This window comes from Methylomonas sp. AM2-LC, assembly GCF_039904985.1.
Classification (GTDB): Bacteria; Pseudomonadota; Gammaproteobacteria; order Methylococcales; family Methylomonadaceae; genus Methylomonas.
The window spans coordinates 764,422-781,047 of sequence record NZ_CP157005.1 but is presented as its reverse complement, the minus strand read 5'-3'; the positions used below and the strand labels follow the sequence as shown (position 1 = coordinate 781,047).

The 16,626-nt window shown below is 44.5% G+C and carries 18 protein-coding genes, 1 tRNA gene and 4 pseudogenes; 7 read left to right on the top strand and 16 right to left on the bottom strand.

Annotated features, from left to right (window positions below):
* Positions 1-127: 127 nt before the first annotated feature.
* The gene (ltrA, locus tag ABH008_RS03670) at positions 128-1,837 is read right to left on the bottom strand and encodes a group II intron reverse transcriptase/maturase (protein ID WP_347985959.1); all 1,710 of its coding nucleotides are present in this window, start codon (positions 1,835-1,837) and stop codon (positions 128-130) included.
* 759 nt (positions 1,838-2,596) lie between these two features.
* On the opposite strand from ltrA, the gene ABH008_RS03665 reads away from it, so the two are divergent.
* The gene (locus ABH008_RS03665) at positions 2,597-2,830 is read left to right on the top strand and encodes a type II toxin-antitoxin system ParD family antitoxin (protein WP_347988513.1); all 234 of its coding nucleotides are present in this window, start codon (positions 2,597-2,599) and stop codon (positions 2,828-2,830) included.
* A 377-nt stretch (positions 2,831-3,207) separates the two neighbouring features.
* Positions 3,208-3,999: pseudogene (locus ABH008_RS03660) on the top strand (toprim domain-containing protein); the annotation flags it as partial.
* Between the two features lie 99 nt (positions 4,000-4,098).
* Here the strand turns inward: ABH008_RS03660 and ABH008_RS03655 are convergent.
* Positions 4,099-4,461, bottom strand: a pseudogene (locus ABH008_RS03655) (Tn3 family transposase); the annotation flags it as partial.
* Between the two features lie 59 nt (positions 4,462-4,520).
* A complete protein-coding gene (locus tag ABH008_RS03650) occupies positions 4,521-5,474 on the bottom strand; it encodes an IS5 family transposase (RefSeq protein ID WP_347988512.1) in 954 nt (317 codons plus the stop codon).
* A gap of 8 nt (positions 5,475-5,482) precedes the next feature.
* Between ABH008_RS03650 and ABH008_RS03645 the strand changes: the two genes are divergently transcribed.
* Positions 5,483-6,211, top strand: coding sequence for an IS5 family transposase (locus tag ABH008_RS03645; RefSeq protein ID WP_347988511.1), 729 nt, complete (start codon positions 5,483-5,485; stop codon positions 6,209-6,211).
* Positions 6,212-6,278: 67 nt separating this feature from the next.
* On the opposite strand, the pseudogene ABH008_RS03640 reads toward ABH008_RS03645, so the two are convergent.
* From ABH008_RS03640 to ABH008_RS03630, 3 genes and pseudogenes are all read right to left on the bottom strand, one after another.
* Positions 6,279-6,479 (bottom strand): annotated as a pseudogene (locus ABH008_RS03640) (IS6 family transposase); the annotation flags it as partial.
* Between the two features lie 234 nt (positions 6,480-6,713).
* Positions 6,714-7,007 (bottom strand): helix-turn-helix domain-containing protein, encoded by a 294-nt coding sequence (locus tag ABH008_RS03635; protein ID WP_347988510.1) that lies wholly within the window; start codon positions 7,005-7,007, stop codon positions 6,714-6,716.
* Positions 7,007-7,525, bottom strand: a complete 519-nt coding sequence (locus ABH008_RS03630) for a type II toxin-antitoxin system RelE/ParE family toxin (protein ID WP_347988509.1) — start codon at positions 7,523-7,525, stop codon at positions 7,007-7,009. Before ABH008_RS03630 ends, ABH008_RS03635 begins: the two co-directional genes overlap by 1 nt.
* On the opposite strand from ABH008_RS03630, the pseudogene ABH008_RS03625 reads away from it, so the two are divergent.
* Positions 7,524-7,631 (top strand): annotated as a pseudogene (locus tag ABH008_RS03625) (IS6 family transposase); the annotation flags it as partial. The gene ABH008_RS03630 and the pseudogene ABH008_RS03625 overlap by 2 nt on opposite strands.
* Before the next feature lie 50 nt (positions 7,632-7,681).
* Here the strand turns inward: ABH008_RS03625 and ABH008_RS03620 are convergent.
* Complete coding sequence (locus tag ABH008_RS03620) at positions 7,682-8,365, bottom strand: IS6 family transposase (protein ID WP_347988508.1); 684 nt, start codon at positions 8,363-8,365, stop codon at positions 7,682-7,684.
* Here ABH008_RS03620 and ABH008_RS03615 point away from each other — a divergent pair.
* Positions 8,342-9,082 carry a TolC family protein gene (locus ABH008_RS03615; RefSeq protein ID WP_347988507.1) on the top strand — a complete coding sequence of 247 codons (741 nt, stop codon included), beginning with the start codon at positions 8,342-8,344 and terminating at the stop codon, positions 9,080-9,082. The genes ABH008_RS03620 and ABH008_RS03615 overlap by 24 nt on opposite strands.
* A 217-nt stretch (positions 9,083-9,299) precedes the next feature.
* On the opposite strand, the gene ABH008_RS03610 is transcribed toward ABH008_RS03615, so the two are convergent.
* On the bottom strand, positions 9,300-9,632 hold the full coding sequence (locus ABH008_RS03610) for a helix-turn-helix transcriptional regulator (RefSeq protein ID WP_347988506.1): 333 nt from the start codon (positions 9,630-9,632) through the stop codon (positions 9,300-9,302).
* 88 nt (positions 9,633-9,720) lie between these two features.
* On the opposite strand from ABH008_RS03610, the gene ABH008_RS03605 reads away from it, so the two are divergent.
* The gene (locus ABH008_RS03605; protein WP_347988505.1) at positions 9,721-10,257 is read left to right on the top strand and encodes a hypothetical protein; all 537 of its coding nucleotides are present in this window, start codon (positions 9,721-9,723) and stop codon (positions 10,255-10,257) included.
* A 408-nt stretch (positions 10,258-10,665) separates the two neighbouring features.
* Here ABH008_RS03605 and ABH008_RS03600 read toward each other — a convergent pair whose 3' ends face one another.
* The 6 genes from ABH008_RS03600 to ABH008_RS03575 form a co-directional block, all read right to left on the bottom strand.
* Positions 10,666-11,301, bottom strand: coding sequence for a hypothetical protein (locus tag ABH008_RS03600; protein WP_347988504.1), 636 nt, complete (start codon positions 11,299-11,301; stop codon positions 10,666-10,668).
* Between the two features lie 163 nt (positions 11,302-11,464).
* Positions 11,465-12,454 carry an HD domain-containing protein gene (locus tag ABH008_RS03595; RefSeq protein WP_347988503.1) on the bottom strand — a complete coding sequence of 330 codons (990 nt, stop codon included), beginning with the start codon at positions 12,452-12,454 and terminating at the stop codon, positions 11,465-11,467.
* Positions 12,451-13,464 carry a tyrosine-type recombinase/integrase gene (locus tag ABH008_RS03590; RefSeq protein WP_347988502.1) on the bottom strand — a complete coding sequence of 338 codons (1,014 nt, stop codon included), beginning with the start codon at positions 13,462-13,464 and terminating at the stop codon, positions 12,451-12,453. The genes ABH008_RS03595 and ABH008_RS03590 overlap by 4 nt, the downstream gene beginning before the upstream one ends.
* Positions 13,461-13,790, bottom strand: a complete 330-nt coding sequence (locus ABH008_RS03585) for a hypothetical protein (RefSeq protein WP_347988501.1) — start codon at positions 13,788-13,790, stop codon at positions 13,461-13,463. Before ABH008_RS03585 ends, ABH008_RS03590 begins: the two co-directional genes overlap by 4 nt.
* Before the next feature lie 2 nt (positions 13,791-13,792).
* Positions 13,793-14,977 (bottom strand): DUF3596 domain-containing protein, encoded by a 1,185-nt coding sequence (locus tag ABH008_RS03580; RefSeq protein ID WP_347988500.1) that lies wholly within the window; start codon positions 14,975-14,977, stop codon positions 13,793-13,795.
* Positions 14,970-15,200, bottom strand: coding sequence for a hypothetical protein (locus ABH008_RS03575; RefSeq protein WP_347988499.1), 231 nt, complete (start codon positions 15,198-15,200; stop codon positions 14,970-14,972). Before ABH008_RS03575 ends, ABH008_RS03580 begins: the two co-directional genes overlap by 8 nt.
* A 74-nt stretch (positions 15,201-15,274) precedes the next feature.
* On the opposite strand from ABH008_RS03575, the gene ABH008_RS03570 reads away from it, so the two are divergent.
* Positions 15,275-15,586 carry a helix-turn-helix transcriptional regulator gene (locus ABH008_RS03570; RefSeq protein WP_347988498.1) on the top strand — a complete coding sequence of 104 codons (312 nt, stop codon included), beginning with the start codon at positions 15,275-15,277 and terminating at the stop codon, positions 15,584-15,586.
* 99 nt (positions 15,587-15,685) lie between these two features.
* On the opposite strand, the gene ABH008_RS03565 is transcribed toward ABH008_RS03570, so the two are convergent.
* Both ABH008_RS03565 and ABH008_RS03560 read right to left on the bottom strand, forming a co-directional pair.
* Positions 15,686-15,762, bottom strand: a tRNA-Arg gene (locus tag ABH008_RS03565).
* 249 nt (positions 15,763-16,011) lie between these two features.
* Entirely contained in the window at positions 16,012-16,572 is a 561-nt protein-coding gene (locus tag ABH008_RS03560) for an RnfABCDGE type electron transport complex subunit B (RefSeq protein WP_347988497.1), read from the bottom strand.
* Positions 16,573-16,626: the final 54 nt, after the last annotated feature.

Here is a 16,626-nt window from a genome sequence, read left to right as displayed (position 1 = left end):
TGATTGGCAGGCTCTAAAAAGCTAATTTTACCAAATGTCCGATTTATTCAACAACGCCGGTAGGAACGGCGTATTGCTACGCCATCCCCCCTTAAGAACCGTACATGATAGTTTCCCATCATACGGCTCAAGCCTCCATAAATCCTGTTTGATCAGAACCGGCAGTTTCCTTATTTTTACGGTTATGGACTTGTCTATGACAGTTCGGGTGTAATAACATAAGGTTTGTTACTCTGTTTTTACCGCCGTCTGTTTTACGCTGGATGTAGTGAATATTGCACCCCGTATCCTTCGTAATTCTTTCGTTGCAGTTCGGACATTTGCCTTCCTGTGCGTACCAAAGAAAAAGCAATTGGTTCTTTCCTTTGAGGCTTTCTCTCATTTGCAGGCCAAGCCTGTTTTCGAAATACTCTTCCCAGACCGGATTGAACGGGTGTGCTTCCGCTTTTATCTTGATATGTCGGCGAATGGGCGTATCACTAGCATTTACCAGTTTAACCCTTATCACTTCTCCATCCTCAGTTTTAACCTTCGTGGCAAACACCCAGTTACGCAGTCCTTCGCTTTCAAAATATCTATCCTTTATCCACCGAAGTGGTTTATTTGGATGTCTTCGACAAGCCCATTGCCAAAGCTTTTTCCAGATGAAGTGATCAACCTTAGAAAAGGTTTCCTTCGCCACCTGATTTTGGTGATAATTAGCCCATCCCCTTATGATTGGATTTAGGAGCCTAATTACATTTTCCTGTTTTGCTGTTTGGTTTTCTTTGATTATCAGTCGAATTTTCCGTAAGAATGCTTGTACATTCTTTTTCGCAGGTTTGATGAGTAGTTTCCCACCGTATTTACGAAAGTTCCACCCTAAGAAATCAAAGCCTTCATCAATATGCACAATCTTGGTTTTTTCTTCTGATAGCGATAATCCTCTGTCCTTCAGAAAGTTCTCAATAATCAACTTTGCCTGCTCCAGCGTTTCTTTCGTTGCGCCGGTGATAACAAAGTCATCTGCATATCGAATAAAATTGACTTTTCCCTTCCATCTTTTCTTGCTGGTTTTTGTACCAAAGTGCGCGGCCAGTTCGATTTCAAGACCATCTAAAGCCATATTAGCCAGCGTTGGCGAGGCAATACCCCCTTGCGGAGTGCCGGCTTGCGTTGGAAACCAATTTCCTTTTTCAACAAAACCACTTTTCAGCCATTTTCTGAGTACGGTTTTATCCATAGGGATATTCGCCAGTAACCAGTCATGACTAATATTGTCAAAGCATCCAGATATATCTGCATCTAAAACCCACTGCGCTGAGTTTTTACTCACTAATGCCGCAAAGCATTGTGCCGCCGCATCTCTACAAGCTCTTTCTGGACGGAATCCATAGGAATTGTGATCCGCTTTGGTTTCAGCTATCGGTTGCAAGCCCAGTAAATGCAGCGCTTGCATTGCTCTATCTCGTAGGGTTGGAATCCCTAAAGGACGCAGTTTACCGTTTGCTTTGGGAATTTTGACTCTTCTCAGCGGTTGTGGTTGATAGCCTCTTCCTTTGAACGAGTTAATTGCCTTGGCCTTTTGCTCAGGAGTATTCCAAGTTTCCCCGTCAACTCCTGGGGTGTTTTTACCGCGATTTTCAGTAACTCGTTTTACAGCAACTGCCTTGCCATAAAATGAGTGCGTCAGCAACCATTGTAAAGCTTTCGCCTTATTCCAGCGGCCTTCGCTGACTGCCTTTGCAATACGTACTTGTAGCCTTCTCACTATTCGATGAGCCTGCCCCCAGTCAATACTGTGCCAGTTCACGTCATAATGGGAGGCTGCACCAACTGCACTAGGTGTCGTCGTCATTTGCTCTTCCTCCTTATAAAGGTTCTATTAGTTATCTTGCAATTTGAGACCCGTTGGAAGTCTGCGCTCTTTCGAGCAAGATGATATTGGCGGTATACCTTAATCTCTATCTATTCCATTACAGAATAGCCTTCGCTTTTTCCAACCTCCTATGCCCGCATTCCCATCAGTTTCCCTCGCGGTCAACTTGCCTAAATAGGCGAAAATACGGGTTTACCGTGTTCCATATAAATAACACTGAAGGGTTAGGTGCCAACTATCTCCCGATGGTTTTGTTATCCTCGTTTGGTTATGCGAAAATACCAAACTAACCATGTTGCCTTTTGGCTAGAGTCTATCAGCATCTTTGACTCCTCGGATTTAACGAGATTTATCGTTGATTCACATGTGTTCACCTTACCTTCTAAGCCTAGCACCCTACCGCGTAATGCTCGCAGTTCCGTTTTGCCCTCACGGGCTCGACTTCATCTTTCGATTGGGTTACATTGTCGGAATGGCTTCAAACATCACATTACTGTTAATGCCTGCACTCTTAGGCTACTGCCGGAGGAACGGCAGGTTTAGTCATGATTGCTAAAGCTAAACAATTATTTATACGACTTCACGTCGCACATCGCACGAATCCTTACCTTGGCACTATCTCAGAACGAACACTTTTGGGGGTTCTTCCAATCCACACTGACTCAGGAAATGTTTAATCTTGTCTTTTTATCAAAAATTGATAATATAAATAAATGCCATTCAGAACGAGGTTAAGCCATGCCATCAAGTTACGCCATCGGCGAACACTTTGAACAGTTCATCAAAACACAATTGAAAAGCGGACGTTACAGCAGTGCTAGTGAAATTGTACGCAATGCATTACGCCTGATGGAAGAACGGGAGCAGTTGCGGCTACAGATTCAAGCCGGCATTGATAGCGGTCCAAGTATTCCGGCCGAAGACGTCTTCAACCGTCTAAGCGAGAAATACGAAGCCATGACACAATCCTGATGCAGTGCCGCTTTTCTCCTTTGGCCGAACTCGACCTTGAGGAAATCGGTGACTATATCGCTCGCGACAACCCAAGGCGAGCGGTTAGCTTCATCAAAGAAATTCGTACCCGTTGTTTACTAATCCCACAAACTCCGAACGGTTCACCCCTACGGGAAAGCCTCGGAATGGGTGTTCGTGTTGTGTCTTTTGGTCATTACCTAATTTACTACACGGTTCAGGAAAACGCCGGAGAAGTGAGAATTGAGCGCATCCTTCACGCCTCAAGAGACATCGATCATAGTTTTTTTCATTGAAATAATTTTAATTTCTATGCGCTTGTCTGATCCGCAGTTAGAAGCCCACTAAAGGCAAAAACGGGCAGTAGGGAAAAGAACATGAGCCAAGACAGCGAACTGGAACGGTTCAAAGCCTTAAACCTGGGTGAATTAGCAGCTTCCTACGGTTACACGCTCGACCGCAGAGAAAGCAGCAAATCTAGTCTAGTCATGCGGCATGAGGACGGCGATAAAATCATCATTGCCACGGGTGAAGATAATCACGGCGTTTTTTTCAGCGTAAAAACGACCGCCAGCGGCAGCGTGATTGATTTTGTTATCCATCGGCAAGGCGGCAACCTTGGACACGCAAGACAAACCCTACGCCGCTACAGTTCTGTTTCTTTTCCTACTGCCCACCCTTCACAAATTCCAAAACCGCGCATTATCACGTCTGACCGCGCCGCTTTGCTGGTTTCATGGCATAAATTTGAGGCTTGTCGCCCTGCTTATCTCGAAAGCCGAGGTTTAGAACTCGCCACCATTGCCGGCTTTTCTGATCGAATACGGACGGACGAGCGCGGCAATACACTTTTTCGACATGACGACCTTTTCGGCTTGTCAGGGTGGGAAATTAAAAATAAAGGCTTCTCAGGCTTCGCTAAAGGGGGTAATAAGGCGTTTTTTGCCTGTAGGGTAGGAATTGTGCCAGAAAAAGACATAAGCCGCGTGGTGGTGACTGAAAGCGCCATAGACGGTATGAGCTTTTACCAGTACGACCCGACTCCCGCCCTTGTGTTGTCGTTTGGTGGGGGATTATCCCCCGGACAGGATGAACTGTTGCGCTATGTGCTGACCAAATACCCCGCCGCCGAGATCGTGACGGCCACGGACAACGACCGGCAAGGGGAAGTGTTCGCCGAGTTGATACAGTTACACCGACCCGATGCAATACGGGGTTATTTAACCAAAAGAACGGTTTGTCCCGCGATACCCCTGGAGCCCTCGGTATTAGCGGCTTGCAGCCGAAATATCGATTTCAAATTCGCCAATAAGTTTCTTGATAACCTCTTGAATATTAACAATATGTTCTCGATTGTAAAATTCATACTTGCCAATGAAGTTGATATGCTGCCAGGCAACAGGTGAAAATCTTACTATTTCTTTCGCCTTTTCCGGATCAATCGTTAGATAGTGCTGATAAAGCGCCGATAGAATGGTCGCATTATAAAAAATCACCGCGTTGGCAATGAGCCTGATGGATTCGGCATTAATGTCGAGTTCAATTTCAGTTTTTCCATTAAGCATCCTGCCGCCGCTGACTTTGGAAATAGTGGAGCTTAACTGGTGGTAGGATTCGCCACGGTTCAATGAGCCTTGGCTTTGTTGAATAAATCAAAAAATGGACATAGCTCCCTATTTTCTGGCAATGTTTAAATTTTAACAGACACAGGCATGCCTAAGTCGGTCATCCGATTGAGCGCAACGGCACTTGCCAAAGCCTCCGCTTTTTGTTGCGGCAGCTGACGCGCTTTCATCGTGTTGCCAAAAATCCGCTTGTAGCGTTGCATGGCCAGTTCGACATAATTACGCAAGCCATAGCCGGTCTTTTTTTGCCAAGCGATACGGCCATACTGGTCGATTACTTTGATATGGTTGTCTCGCTGGCTATCGCCTGCGGGTGAACAAACAGCGGTCTTATGCGGTGGAACGATTACTTGTGCATCCGGCTTCAGACTTAACACCGCTTTACAAACCGGATCGCCATCGTAGGCGCCATCGGCAATGAAGGTGTCAAATGGCGTGTCGATTTGGTCAAGCAAATCCGGTACCGCCGATGGATCTCCTGTTTCCGGCGTGGTCAGTTCGCAGGCGATGATTTGATGGTTTTCATCGACCGCAAGGTGCAGTTTACGCCAGGTGCGCCGTGCAGCAACTTCATGTTTTTCTTGATGCCATTCGTCCTTACCGTAAACCTTAAGGCCGGTTGAATCGACAATCACAATACTGCCTGGAGCCAATTCTTGGGTCAATTTATGTCGGGGTAAGGCAACGCTACGCTTGGATAAGTTACTGAAATCAGGGATGGTAATGTCGATGTCCAAAGCCGTGATCAGTGAATTCATAAAGCCTTGTGTTTGCCGGAGCGGCAGGCGGAATACCTGACGAATCATTAAGCTGGTTTCAATCGCAAGCGCGGAGTATTTTTGGGGACTGCCACGACTACCCGTCTTGGCTGGATGCCATTCAGCTATTGCCTCTTCGGTAAAATACACCGTGAAATCACCGCGATTCCTTAACGCATTATTATACGCAGGCCAATTGGTAACTTTATAACGAGGTTTGTCGATTTTATCGCGGATTTTCTCGTTATACTTGTATGGCATCTTCTTGATTGGCAGGCTCTAAAAAGCTAATTTTACCAAATGTCCGATTTATTCAACAACGCCCTTTGGATATCGACATCACTATCCCTGATTTCAGCAGCCTGTCTAAGCGTAGTGTTGCCTTACCCCGACATCAATTGACCCAAGAACTGGCTACTGGCAGTATTGTTATTGTTGATTCAACGGGCCTTAAGGTTTACGGTAAGGACAAATGGCATCAGGAAAAACATAACGTTGCGGCACGGCGCACCTGGCGTAAACTGCACCTTGCGGTTGATGAAAACCATCAAATCATCGCCTACGAACTGACCACGCCGGAAACAGGAGACCCCTCGGTGGTACCTAATTTGCTTGACCAAATCGACATGCCGTTTGACACCTTCATTGCTGATGGCGCGTACGATGGCGATCCGGTTTCCAAAGCGGTGTTATGCCTGCGACCCGATGCACAAGTGATCGTTCCGCCGCATAAGACCACAGTCTGTTCACCCACTGGCGATAGCCTACGAGACATCCATATCCAGGTAATTGACCGGTATGGCCGTATCGCTTGGCAAAAAAAGACCGGCTATGGATTGCGTAATTATGCCGAACTGGCCATGCAACGCTACAAGCGGATTTTTGGCAACACGATGAAAGCGCGTCAACTGCCGCAACAAAAAAACGAGGCTTGGGCAAGTGCCGTTGCGCTCAATCGGATGACTGGCTTAGGCATGCCTGTGTCTGTTAGAATTTAGGCATTGCCGAAAAATGGGGTGCTCTGTCCATTTTTTGATTTATTCAACAAAGCCAATCGGCGGCCATTCGTTTGCTTTTCTTCGCGGCCTCGGCAATCATCGGCGAATACCGGATCACACAGCGATTGAGCGTTGAGTGGTCAACGTGGACACCTCGCTCTTCTAAAATTTCTTCAAGATCTCAATAGGATACGCCATAACGAACATAAAAGTAAACGGCGTAAAGGATGGCATCTTTTGGATAATGGGCGCCACGAAAATTGATCATGCTTTCGGCCTACTCAAATTCTGGGCATTATCGCAAAGAGCCAGCAAAATTTGCGACAAAACCATAGACATAAAAGTCGCTATGTAACCGTTCTAAAACGATTAAAAAAATTCCGAGGGTTCGGGCTTAGAACTCCAAGTAGCGACAAATACTCACATGTAACTAAAAAGATTTAGTGGCATTTGTTTATCGCAAGCAAACATTGATCGTTAATTCAGTTTTATCGAGTAACCATTAAATGAGTTCAATACGTAGTGAGCGACCAACCGCATTTGCGGCTTTCCTCAAGGTATCTAATGTAACGGATTGAATGGCTGGATCGAACAGTCGATCAAGCTGGCGACGACTGGTATGCATTCGCTTGGCCATTGTGCTCTTTGTCAGCCCATGCTCTTTCATTTCGACAGCGATCTGTTCGGCGAACATTTCCTTAATCGCATGATCTTCACAGGATTGAAGCAGACCCTGTTCCGCAAGAAAGTCATCAAATGTCTCGTCGCTTACACTACCTTTCTTATGCTGTTCCATTACATCACCTCTCGTTTGCGTTTTAGAGCAAGTTCAATATCCGCCTGTGGCGTTTTCTGTGTCTTTTTTATGAAGCCGTGCAGCAAAACCATGTAGTCGCTGTCTATACAAAAAATCACTCGCGCAATTCGATTACTATCTAGGTCGCTACGCACCTCCCATAAACCGTTACCAAGTGGCGCACAATGAGGACGTCCGATTGGCCACCCGAATTCGACTTTCTGAATATCCTTTCCAACGGTGTGTCGATCATCAACAGGTAATTCTAAAATCCAATCTCGAACAGGTTTTCGCCCCAAAGAGTTCACATAAAATCGCGCCGGTAACTTTTTTGTTCGATCAATTATCATAAGACATTGTGCTATTTTTGGCACAATATTGCAAGTCATACAAAAATGGTTAGTTACCGGGGTTATTGAACCAAAAGAACGGTTTGTTCCAGGTACCTCTTGAGGTTTTGTCGCAAATTTTGCTGGCTCTTTGCGATAATGCCCGGAATTTGAGTAGGTCAAAAGCATGATCAATTTCCGTGGTGTCCATTATCCAAAAGATGCCATCCTTTACGCTGTTTACTTTTATGTTCGTTATGGCGTTTCGTATCGGGATCTTGAAGAAATTTTAGGGCTTTGTCGCAAATTTTCAGGAACCAAAAGCCAGCCTTCCGCCGGACAGAGTTATCCTGCTAACGACATAAATTGCCGGTAAGCCGGAATTCCGATTTGCGACAACTGGCCCTTCCGGATCATATGCGCCGTTTCAATGCCGGCTAAGGTCGCTTGGGCAGAATGAAATGCCTTGAACCCCAGCATCGGATTGGTCAGCTTTTTGATGAACCGATGATCCTGTTCCACCCGATTGTTCAGATATTTGACTTGCAGGATCTCGATTAGGTAGGCCCAACCGACCAGGAATAACAAGATGTTCATGTTCAGTAAACCGGCTTCGTTTGAACCGCTCTTGTCGATGACTACACGATTCGGCAGGCCATTGATATCAATCGCCTGTTTGAAAAAGCGTGTGGATGCTTCTTCATCCCGGCGTTCTGACAGCATAAAATCAATAGTATCGCCATACTTATCAATGGCCCGGTACAGGTATACCCATTGGCCTTTGACTTTAATATAGGTTTCGTCCATCCTCCAGGAATCGGCGGCCATTCGTTTGCTTTTCTTCGCGGCCTCGGCAATCATCGGCGAATACCGGATCACCCACCGATTGAGCGTTGAGTGATCAACGTGGACACCGCGCTCTTCTAAAATTTCTTCAAGATCCCGATACGATACGCCATAACGAACATAAAAGTAAACAGCGTAAAGGATGGCATCTTTTGGATAATGGGCGCCACGGAAATTGATCATGCTTTCGGCCTACTCAAATTCCGGGCATTATCGCAAAGAGCCAGCAAAATTTGCGACAAACCCCCCCCACCCGGACAGGCTGCACAAGATCACCAGGATTTAACTACTTGGCTGGAGGATACAAAAAAAAATCATCCCGCCATCGTGGCTGCCATGGCACAAGTGGAAGCGGCACGTAAGAAAGTTGATTCTGCGCGTGCGGATGGGCTGCCGACTGTTGATCTGGTGGTAAATGCGTATCAAAACGGTTATCCCGGACAAGGGGTGTCACAAACTCAAACCCGTGTGGAGACGGTGGGCTTAACCGTGACAGTGCCCTTATTCGAAGGCTTTGCCACCACTTATAAAATTAGAAGTGCCCAGGCGCAAGCCGAACAGAGTGTCGCACAGTTAGCGGATACCGAGAATCAAACCTTGATGGAAGTGGTAAAAGCCTATGCCGATGCCACATCCTCTCTGCAAAACCTGAGCTATTCGGCGACACTGCTGAACGCCGCCCAAGAGGCGCTTGCCACGTCTCAACGCCGTTATGATAAGGGTGCAGCGGATATTATGGAAATGCTCACTACCCAGACAGCTTTTGCCGATGCGGCACAAGAACGCATCAGAACGCTGGCAGAATGGCGGTCCGCACGCTTACGGCTATTGGCGGGTAGTGGTGTATTAGGGCGGGATAGGATAGAGAGTGTTGAACAAGGTAAAGTCATTGCTCAATAAATCTATAAGAATGAACGCTCTTGCCAACTAGTACTCCTAGTTATATTTACGTTACTGGCCAGTATGAAAACCGGCAAGAGCGTAACCTCGACATATCCACAGGCAATGGTATGGACTAAGTAACAAAGCAAAAAAACTGGAACTAAAGCTTCAGGAAACCCAAAATCAGCCAACATGCATGTTTCCGCCCCATCATCGGCATGAGGCAGTTAAATGCTCATTTTTCTACAATTGCACTGGCTTGAATCCATGAGATTAATTGTGTTTTTTGATCCTCTGATAATCGCTGGTAATCAATTATAATTGATGCCAAGCGATCATCCGTGCAAAAAAAATAAGGTATTGGCACACAAAGAATATCCGCTATTTTTTCAACTATGGCAATTGGTGGTTCATGGATACCGGTCTCGTAACGACTCATCCGTGCGCTGCTACAGCTTTCATCTAGGCCAACTGCAACACCTAATTTATCTTGAGCAATCCCCATGCGTAGCCGTGCTTCTCTTAAACGGCGTCCAAATATTTTGTTCGGTTTGGTATTTTTTGTCATTCAACGATATTCGTAGAATGCGGTTGTTTTAGCTCTACGATTATCGTAGAATTACAGTATTTTGGTATTCTGACATCACGGAGCAATTATGACGAAACTCTATCAAGTTATTATTGGGATGACATTATCGCTAGTTCTCAACCCAGTTTATGCAGGTACGGCAGTTCTTGGTTTTGAAATTGGTGTATCAACCTTAGAACAAGTTAATTCTTCATTATCCGAAAAAACCACTACTCAGGATGGTGGAATCAATAAATATTCAAATGGACCGATGTTAAAAACCGATGGAAACTCTTACGAGATTGACGGATTAAATGAAGTGCTTTACATATTTGATGATCAGCGAAAATTAATGGGAGTCATTATGACGATGCATAAGGATCGTTTTGATTCAATTTACAGTTTTATCGCCAAGAAATATAAAGTCTTCTCCCAGGAGCGTCCATTTGTGGGTGATAAGTCAGCCCAATTTAAAGCTGCTGATAGCATTATCGAAATTAATGCGCCTCATTTAAGCTTCCAAATGAAAGTCAGTTATATTCGAAATGATTTGATGCAGAAGTTTAACAATCAATCAAAAGTAGATACCGAAACAAAGAAAAAGTCTGAAGCGGGTAATTTTTAATGCGAGAATTTATAAATACAAAAATCGGAACATTATTTTCTTTTTTACTAGGATGTTTTAGTATCTTTATGATTTTACACGGATATATACTTTTTGAAAATACATCAAGCGTGGTGCAAAGTACCGAATTTGGTATGCTGATTACTGTAGCCAATGAAATTAGCTTGATAATTATTTGGCTAGCTATATTTGGTTTGTGGTGTTTGACTAAAGATCGGTAAACTATAGCAGGTACTATCAATAGTAACCGAACTAAACCAACCTGATTATGCCTCGTTTCCAACGCGCAAAAAAGGCCTGCATTTCTGCAAGCCTTTTAAATTTTACAACCCCGGATGGCTCAAACCGCCGACCGAATGATTTGCATTCTTATTCTATTCCTGAAGTCGGACTGTGCCACCTAAGATTTTAATCTGGATAACTATCCACTACCACTGGCTTAACACCCGCTTCTTTTACAGCTTCTTCCAACGCAGCAATGGTCGTCGGAATAAATTGGCTTGAGTCGCCCATTACTGATTGAGCAAGCGTTCTGCCTAGTGCCTGTGTGGATAAGCCACCTGACACTTTGTCATAGTGGTAATAAATGTCCAATTGATAACCTTTCTGATAGGGTATTAAACACACAAAGAAAGTTGTTCTTTCAGCACCCGCAAAAGATTGATGCGAGGTAGCATCAATAACAGCTCCTTCACAGCGAGGTATTTTTATGGGGTTTTTGCTGTTTGCCATTGCAAAAATCCCAGTAGCATTTTTAAACGGGTCAGTTAACACATACCGAGCAGGGGTTTCCGGTAATGTGGCGGGTGGAATGGTGTTATTGAGTGTTACATCGTTAGCACGCAACTGTATGGCTTCTTTGATATTCGCAGAGATTTGCTTAGTAATGGCAGAATTTGGATTCGTCTGAATATCATAGATTCTATAGCCCTCGATAGTTATGTACGAGGGCGTTAAAGCGGCGCAACCCGTGCCTATTAGTATGGTAGATATGGTGGTAATGGATTTTTTCAAGCAAGATTTTTTGCGGTTTGACTGATTCATAAAATGGATCCTGATAAAAATTGATAAAACGTAAAATCCACAAGCTGTGTGGAATAGATAGATATTTGGAGAGCTATCGGTGTTTGACGCCTAAAATATCTAATTCTTGGCGTCAGTTTGTTGATAGACTTGTCTGCTAGACGAAGCTATTTGGTCTATTTGTTTAATTGATCCGGTTAAAAAATTGCAAGTTATGCGTCGTTTTCAGACTGGCCCAATAATAATGCTCAGGTAACGCCTGAAATGCCTTATTACGTGCCGAGAGTGCCGTACTGTATTGATCGGCCATTTTGACTAATAAGCTGCCAGGAAACTTTGGAAATTTTTCAGCGCTAGGAGACCAACTTAGCATTTGCCGTAAGGCATAAGCACCTTGCGACCACTGGGTTTGCAAGTCGGTGAGGGCGGGTTCCAATAAGGTTAAAGACAATACTTCATGGTCGACCATGCGGTTGACATTCGATGGCTTCATCGTCTCTATCTTGCCTAAATCATGTAGCAGCGCCACCGAAATGGCGAGGGCGGCTTCCTTGGGGTTCAAAGTTTCTGCGGCGACACGCTCTACCCATTCTGCACATTCGACACTGTGTAGTAACAAACCACCAGTATGGCTGTGATGGTGTTGATGACTGGCGGCGACTTGCATAAAAGGCCGCGCAATTCTTGGATTGCTAAACACATCAATGAACAGTGCTTTAATGCAAGGGATACTAATACGATGCATGATGCCAACCAAGCGGTCTACAACTTCTTGGTGTCCCGCATAACTGTAAAGTTGATTAAGCAATTCCAAAGGCAGTTGCTCAGGAATGGTTTGCCAATGAACAATGGAATGGCAAACTTTTCCCGATTTGCCTGGTGACTGTGAATACAGCTCAGGATCTTCGCTTTGCGTTTGAATATTAATTCGCAGAATATCACCTAAGGCCGGTAGTTTTTCTCCTGGAATGGCAGGCCATTTACCGCGAATTAACTCACCATTGGCAGCGACCAACAGGACAAAATTGTAGGCAATCGCCTCGGAATGCCGGGTCATAATCGAATCTACCACACCGATCAATCGGGTGTTACAGGCAAAGTTAGAAGAAACAGCTGCATTTTGAGTAACCGTTTGGGCTTGAAATTGAGTTTGCGGTGCTTGCTTGTTCATCATGACGCTCTCCGGCTGTTATTAGCAGGTTTAGTGGTTTGTTTTAGCGTGGCATTGCCTTCAACACTATAGGTTGGCCGCTCGAATTCAAAATGAGTATCCAGTGGATTTATCAGCCTATGAAGAAGGCTAAAATAAATCCTGAAAAACACTTCAACAGAACCAATACCGAGTTGTAGAGCTATCCATTCAGGTGTTTTGCCTTCGTCCAGCCATAAAACGACAGCGGTATGTCGAGTTTGTATGAGTGCGCAATGTGAAAGGCCGATTTGCCGTAGTAGCGGTTGCCAAACATGCCGCATGAGATGGAATAAGGTCAACGGATTATCAGGCTGATTGACAAACACAAACTCGAATTGGTTATCCGTGATTGCCCATTGCTGGCGCAATGCCGCATAATCATGTGCTGACATTTCTATATTGCGCTGTAATGACAAAGGAATTTTTGAAGTGTGACCATTGATGCCGGTTTCACGAATCAAAATCTGTCTTTGTACGAAATCAACATTTTTCCACTTGAGTGCCTCGATTTCACCATTGCGCATATCGGTATAAAAGCACGCAATCAAATACGGTTCAAAATCTGTACTCACCGCCATTAAAATGCGATTGACCTCCGTTACGGTAAACGCTTGAATAATCCGTTCTGGATTTTTTTCAGGCCGAATTTCAAAGCTCAACGGCGTTAGTCCAAAAAGCTCTGCTGCGGTATTGGGTGCCTTTTGTAAAATAAGCAGGGATTTATTGATGGTACGGATGGATAAGCCTTTTCCAACTTGGCACTCGACTTTAGCAAGAGCAGTGCGAAATTGTCTAATTTCTGTTTGGGTGATGCTGGCAATATTCATGTCGCCAAACCAAACCATCAGGTAACCTGATAGCAGATTTTGAACGACACGTTTTTGTGAGTTTTGCAGGTGCAATTGCGTCTTCTCAAACCAATCTAAGGCAAAATCCTTAAACAACGGTGTTACTTGGGTATTAGCAGCGCTAAGTTGCAGTAAGTGATTCATGAGTTTCTCCCGACGACAGCAAGCAGTTTCTCTAATTGATTGACCAGAAAATTAAACAGGGCACTGGCATCTAAAAACTGGTTGCCTTGTGTTTCATTACGAACCCAGTGAGCTAGGGCTTCTTGATTGCTAAGGGATGCCGTCATACCCAGCACAAGAGCTAAGTTGACGGAATCATCTATGGCCAAGGCATAGTTCAAGCATTCCAGTAAGCGATCAAAGACAACCGGCTCCTCTGAACTGGGTGGATGAGCGTCGCAGAATGTTCTGTTCTGCTGTGCCGCATTGATGGCGTGAGGCGTAGCCCTTAATTGATGTTGCTTCATGGCTATGCCTCCTTCGGCGGATTGAGATTAGCCGCCAATAAGTTTTCAAAAGCTGAACCATCTCTCCGGGTCAAGTTAGGCACGTAACGAGAATACGTCCTGAACAACATTTCAGTCGTGGTGTGCCCCATTTGCCTTGCAATCCATTCTGGGTTTTCCCCCGATGCCAACCACAGGGTGGCTGCCGTGTGTCGGGTTTGATAAGCCTTGCGGCGTGGTAATTCTAGAAAACGCAGTAAGGGATGCCAGATCCGGCGCGAGACATTGTTATACTCCAGAGGATTCCCGGCATTGTTAACAAACACATACTCATGCTTGCCCCCCGTGACGTCCCATTGCTGCCTAAATGCCTCATACACCGGTTGTGACATTTCAATTTCGCGTTGGGAACCATCCGTTTTGGTGTACTCCACAATCCCATTGACGATGGTTTCCCGAATTAAGATCTGCTTGCGCTCAAAATCCACATACTTCCATTTCAAACCATCGATTTCCGCCGTCCGCATGCCAGTAAAGAAGCGAATGGTGTAATACGATTTAAAATCGGCACGCACGGTCGCTAAAATTAGATTTACCTCGGTTAAGGTAAACGGATCGATGTGAGATTTTGGTTTTTTTAAGGGCTTGACTCCACGGTAGGGTGACGTAAAATTGAATCGGTCAGCGGCCTCATCAAGTGGCATCCGCAAAATTTTCATATATTTATTGATATATTCTGCAGAAAGGGTTTTTCCATCTTTGCGCTCAACTTTGGCGAGGGAAGCGCGAAATTTCAAAATATCTGCTTTGGCGATGACGCTGACTTCCATCTCACCAAACCACTCCATAATGCGGTCATTGAGCATTCTGCGAACGGTGACCTTATGTGAATTGCGCCAACCGACCTGCATCTCCTCATACCACTCTTGAGCAAAATCTTTGAATAAGGGGGTGGCTCTGATGACCGCCTGCTGCTTTTGAGCCGCTATTTGGTCAAACTTATCGGCTTGGGCACTATTGGGAAAATACTTGCGATAATCAAATTGCTCAAGCGTGATTTCGGCTTCGATTTTATCCAACAGTTTTTGCAGTTTTACTCTGTTGCCTTTGTTGTCATCCAAAGTAGTTTGCTCACGGCAACGTATATTCTGAAAATTGAAATCAAGAAACAATTTGCCTGTTTCGTTCCTAACTCTAATACTACCCATAGCACACACCTCCTCTGCTTAGTGGAATAGCAAACTGAGATTGGGCTTGGGTCATATCCGCTTCAATGTTTTCCCAAATGAACAAGATTTTTCTTCCACCAAATGGGCGAAAGTAATGCCGACCTTCCAAAAGAACACTATCTTTTAGTGTGTTTCTGATGGTTCGTGCGTCATACTTAATTTTTTCTGCTAACTCTTCGGTTGTGAGATAAGTTAAAGACATAAGGTTATTCCTCTGATATTCTAAGTATAAAAAATTAACCCAGGATGCGTATTTATCATCCTGGATAACATTTTATGACTCAAAATATCATTTTGCAAGTCTTTTTTTCATTCAAGGTGGAATTATTTAATTTAGGAGGGCTTTTGATCAAATGTTATCTATCTGAACTAATGGGTAAGAAAAAACTGAAAATTGCAGATTTGGCTCGTGAAACGGGGTTACATCGAAATACAATTACGTTGCTCTATAAAGAAGAAGCCGCAAGAATTGAATTAGATGCAATGGAAAAGTTGTGTGAATTTTTTAATTGCTCAGTAGGCGATCTGTTTGAATATGTCCCAGAAGACCCCAAAAAGGCACATGAGGGTGAAGGTCAAAATTCGTAAATGGATGTTAAAGATTTTATGTGCTTGGCACAGTTTAGGCACATACAGGGCACAGAGCCCAAAATGGAAAAAAACGAGGATGTGGGGTAGATGTCAAAATGGCGCGCCCTAGAGGATTTGAACCTCTGGCCTTACCCTCCGGAGGGGTACGCTCTATCCAGCTGAGCTAAGGGCGCAAGATGATTTGCGGTAAATTTTATAACATTTTGGCCAAAATGGTTTTGACCTTCGCCCCCGTGCCCAAAAATTGGGTGACTGCTACCTCCGGAGGGCCGCGCTCTATCCAGCTGAGCTAAGGGCGCAATGTGATTTCAACTAAAAATGACGACTGTTGGCCAAATAAATAAGCTCTATCATCAACTTGATCTTGCAGACAAGACGAGCATTATAAAATGAATCGCTATGAAAGTCATTGTCAGTGTAGCTTAAACTATAGTTTTAGTTTTTTTTAATAGTTCCAGCTGCTGCTTTTGCCGTTGCAATCGTAAGGTTTTTTCCGCTTCCAGCTTTACTATACGCTCATTTCTTGTATGAAAACGCACTTTGGATAACTGCACATCCTCTGCATTTCGTAACGGCAATTGCGATATTTCCATACTAATACAATTAACTGGACACGGAGCAATACAAAGCTCACATCCCGTACATTGCTCGGCAATAACAGTATGCATAAATTTAGCTGCACCAACAATGGCATCGACAGGACAGGGCGGAATACATTTAGTGCAGCCTATGCACTCAGTTTCGCTAATAACTGCCACACGCCTAGGTTGCGGCTCATATAGATGTGTGGGTATTTCTACATCTTTGCCCAATAAATCTGCCAGCTTTTCCACAAGCAGCCCTCCACCAGGCGGACACAAGGTAATATCTGCTTGATTCTGACTCATAGCTTCTGCGTAAGGCTGACATCCCGCGTAACCACATTTTCCACATTGCGTTTGCGGTAAAAGCGCATCTATTTGTTCAGCTAATGGTTTGTTCATCAATATGTTAGAGTCATCAATTTATTGCAAGGTGTATTTTAAACAAAAAAATAC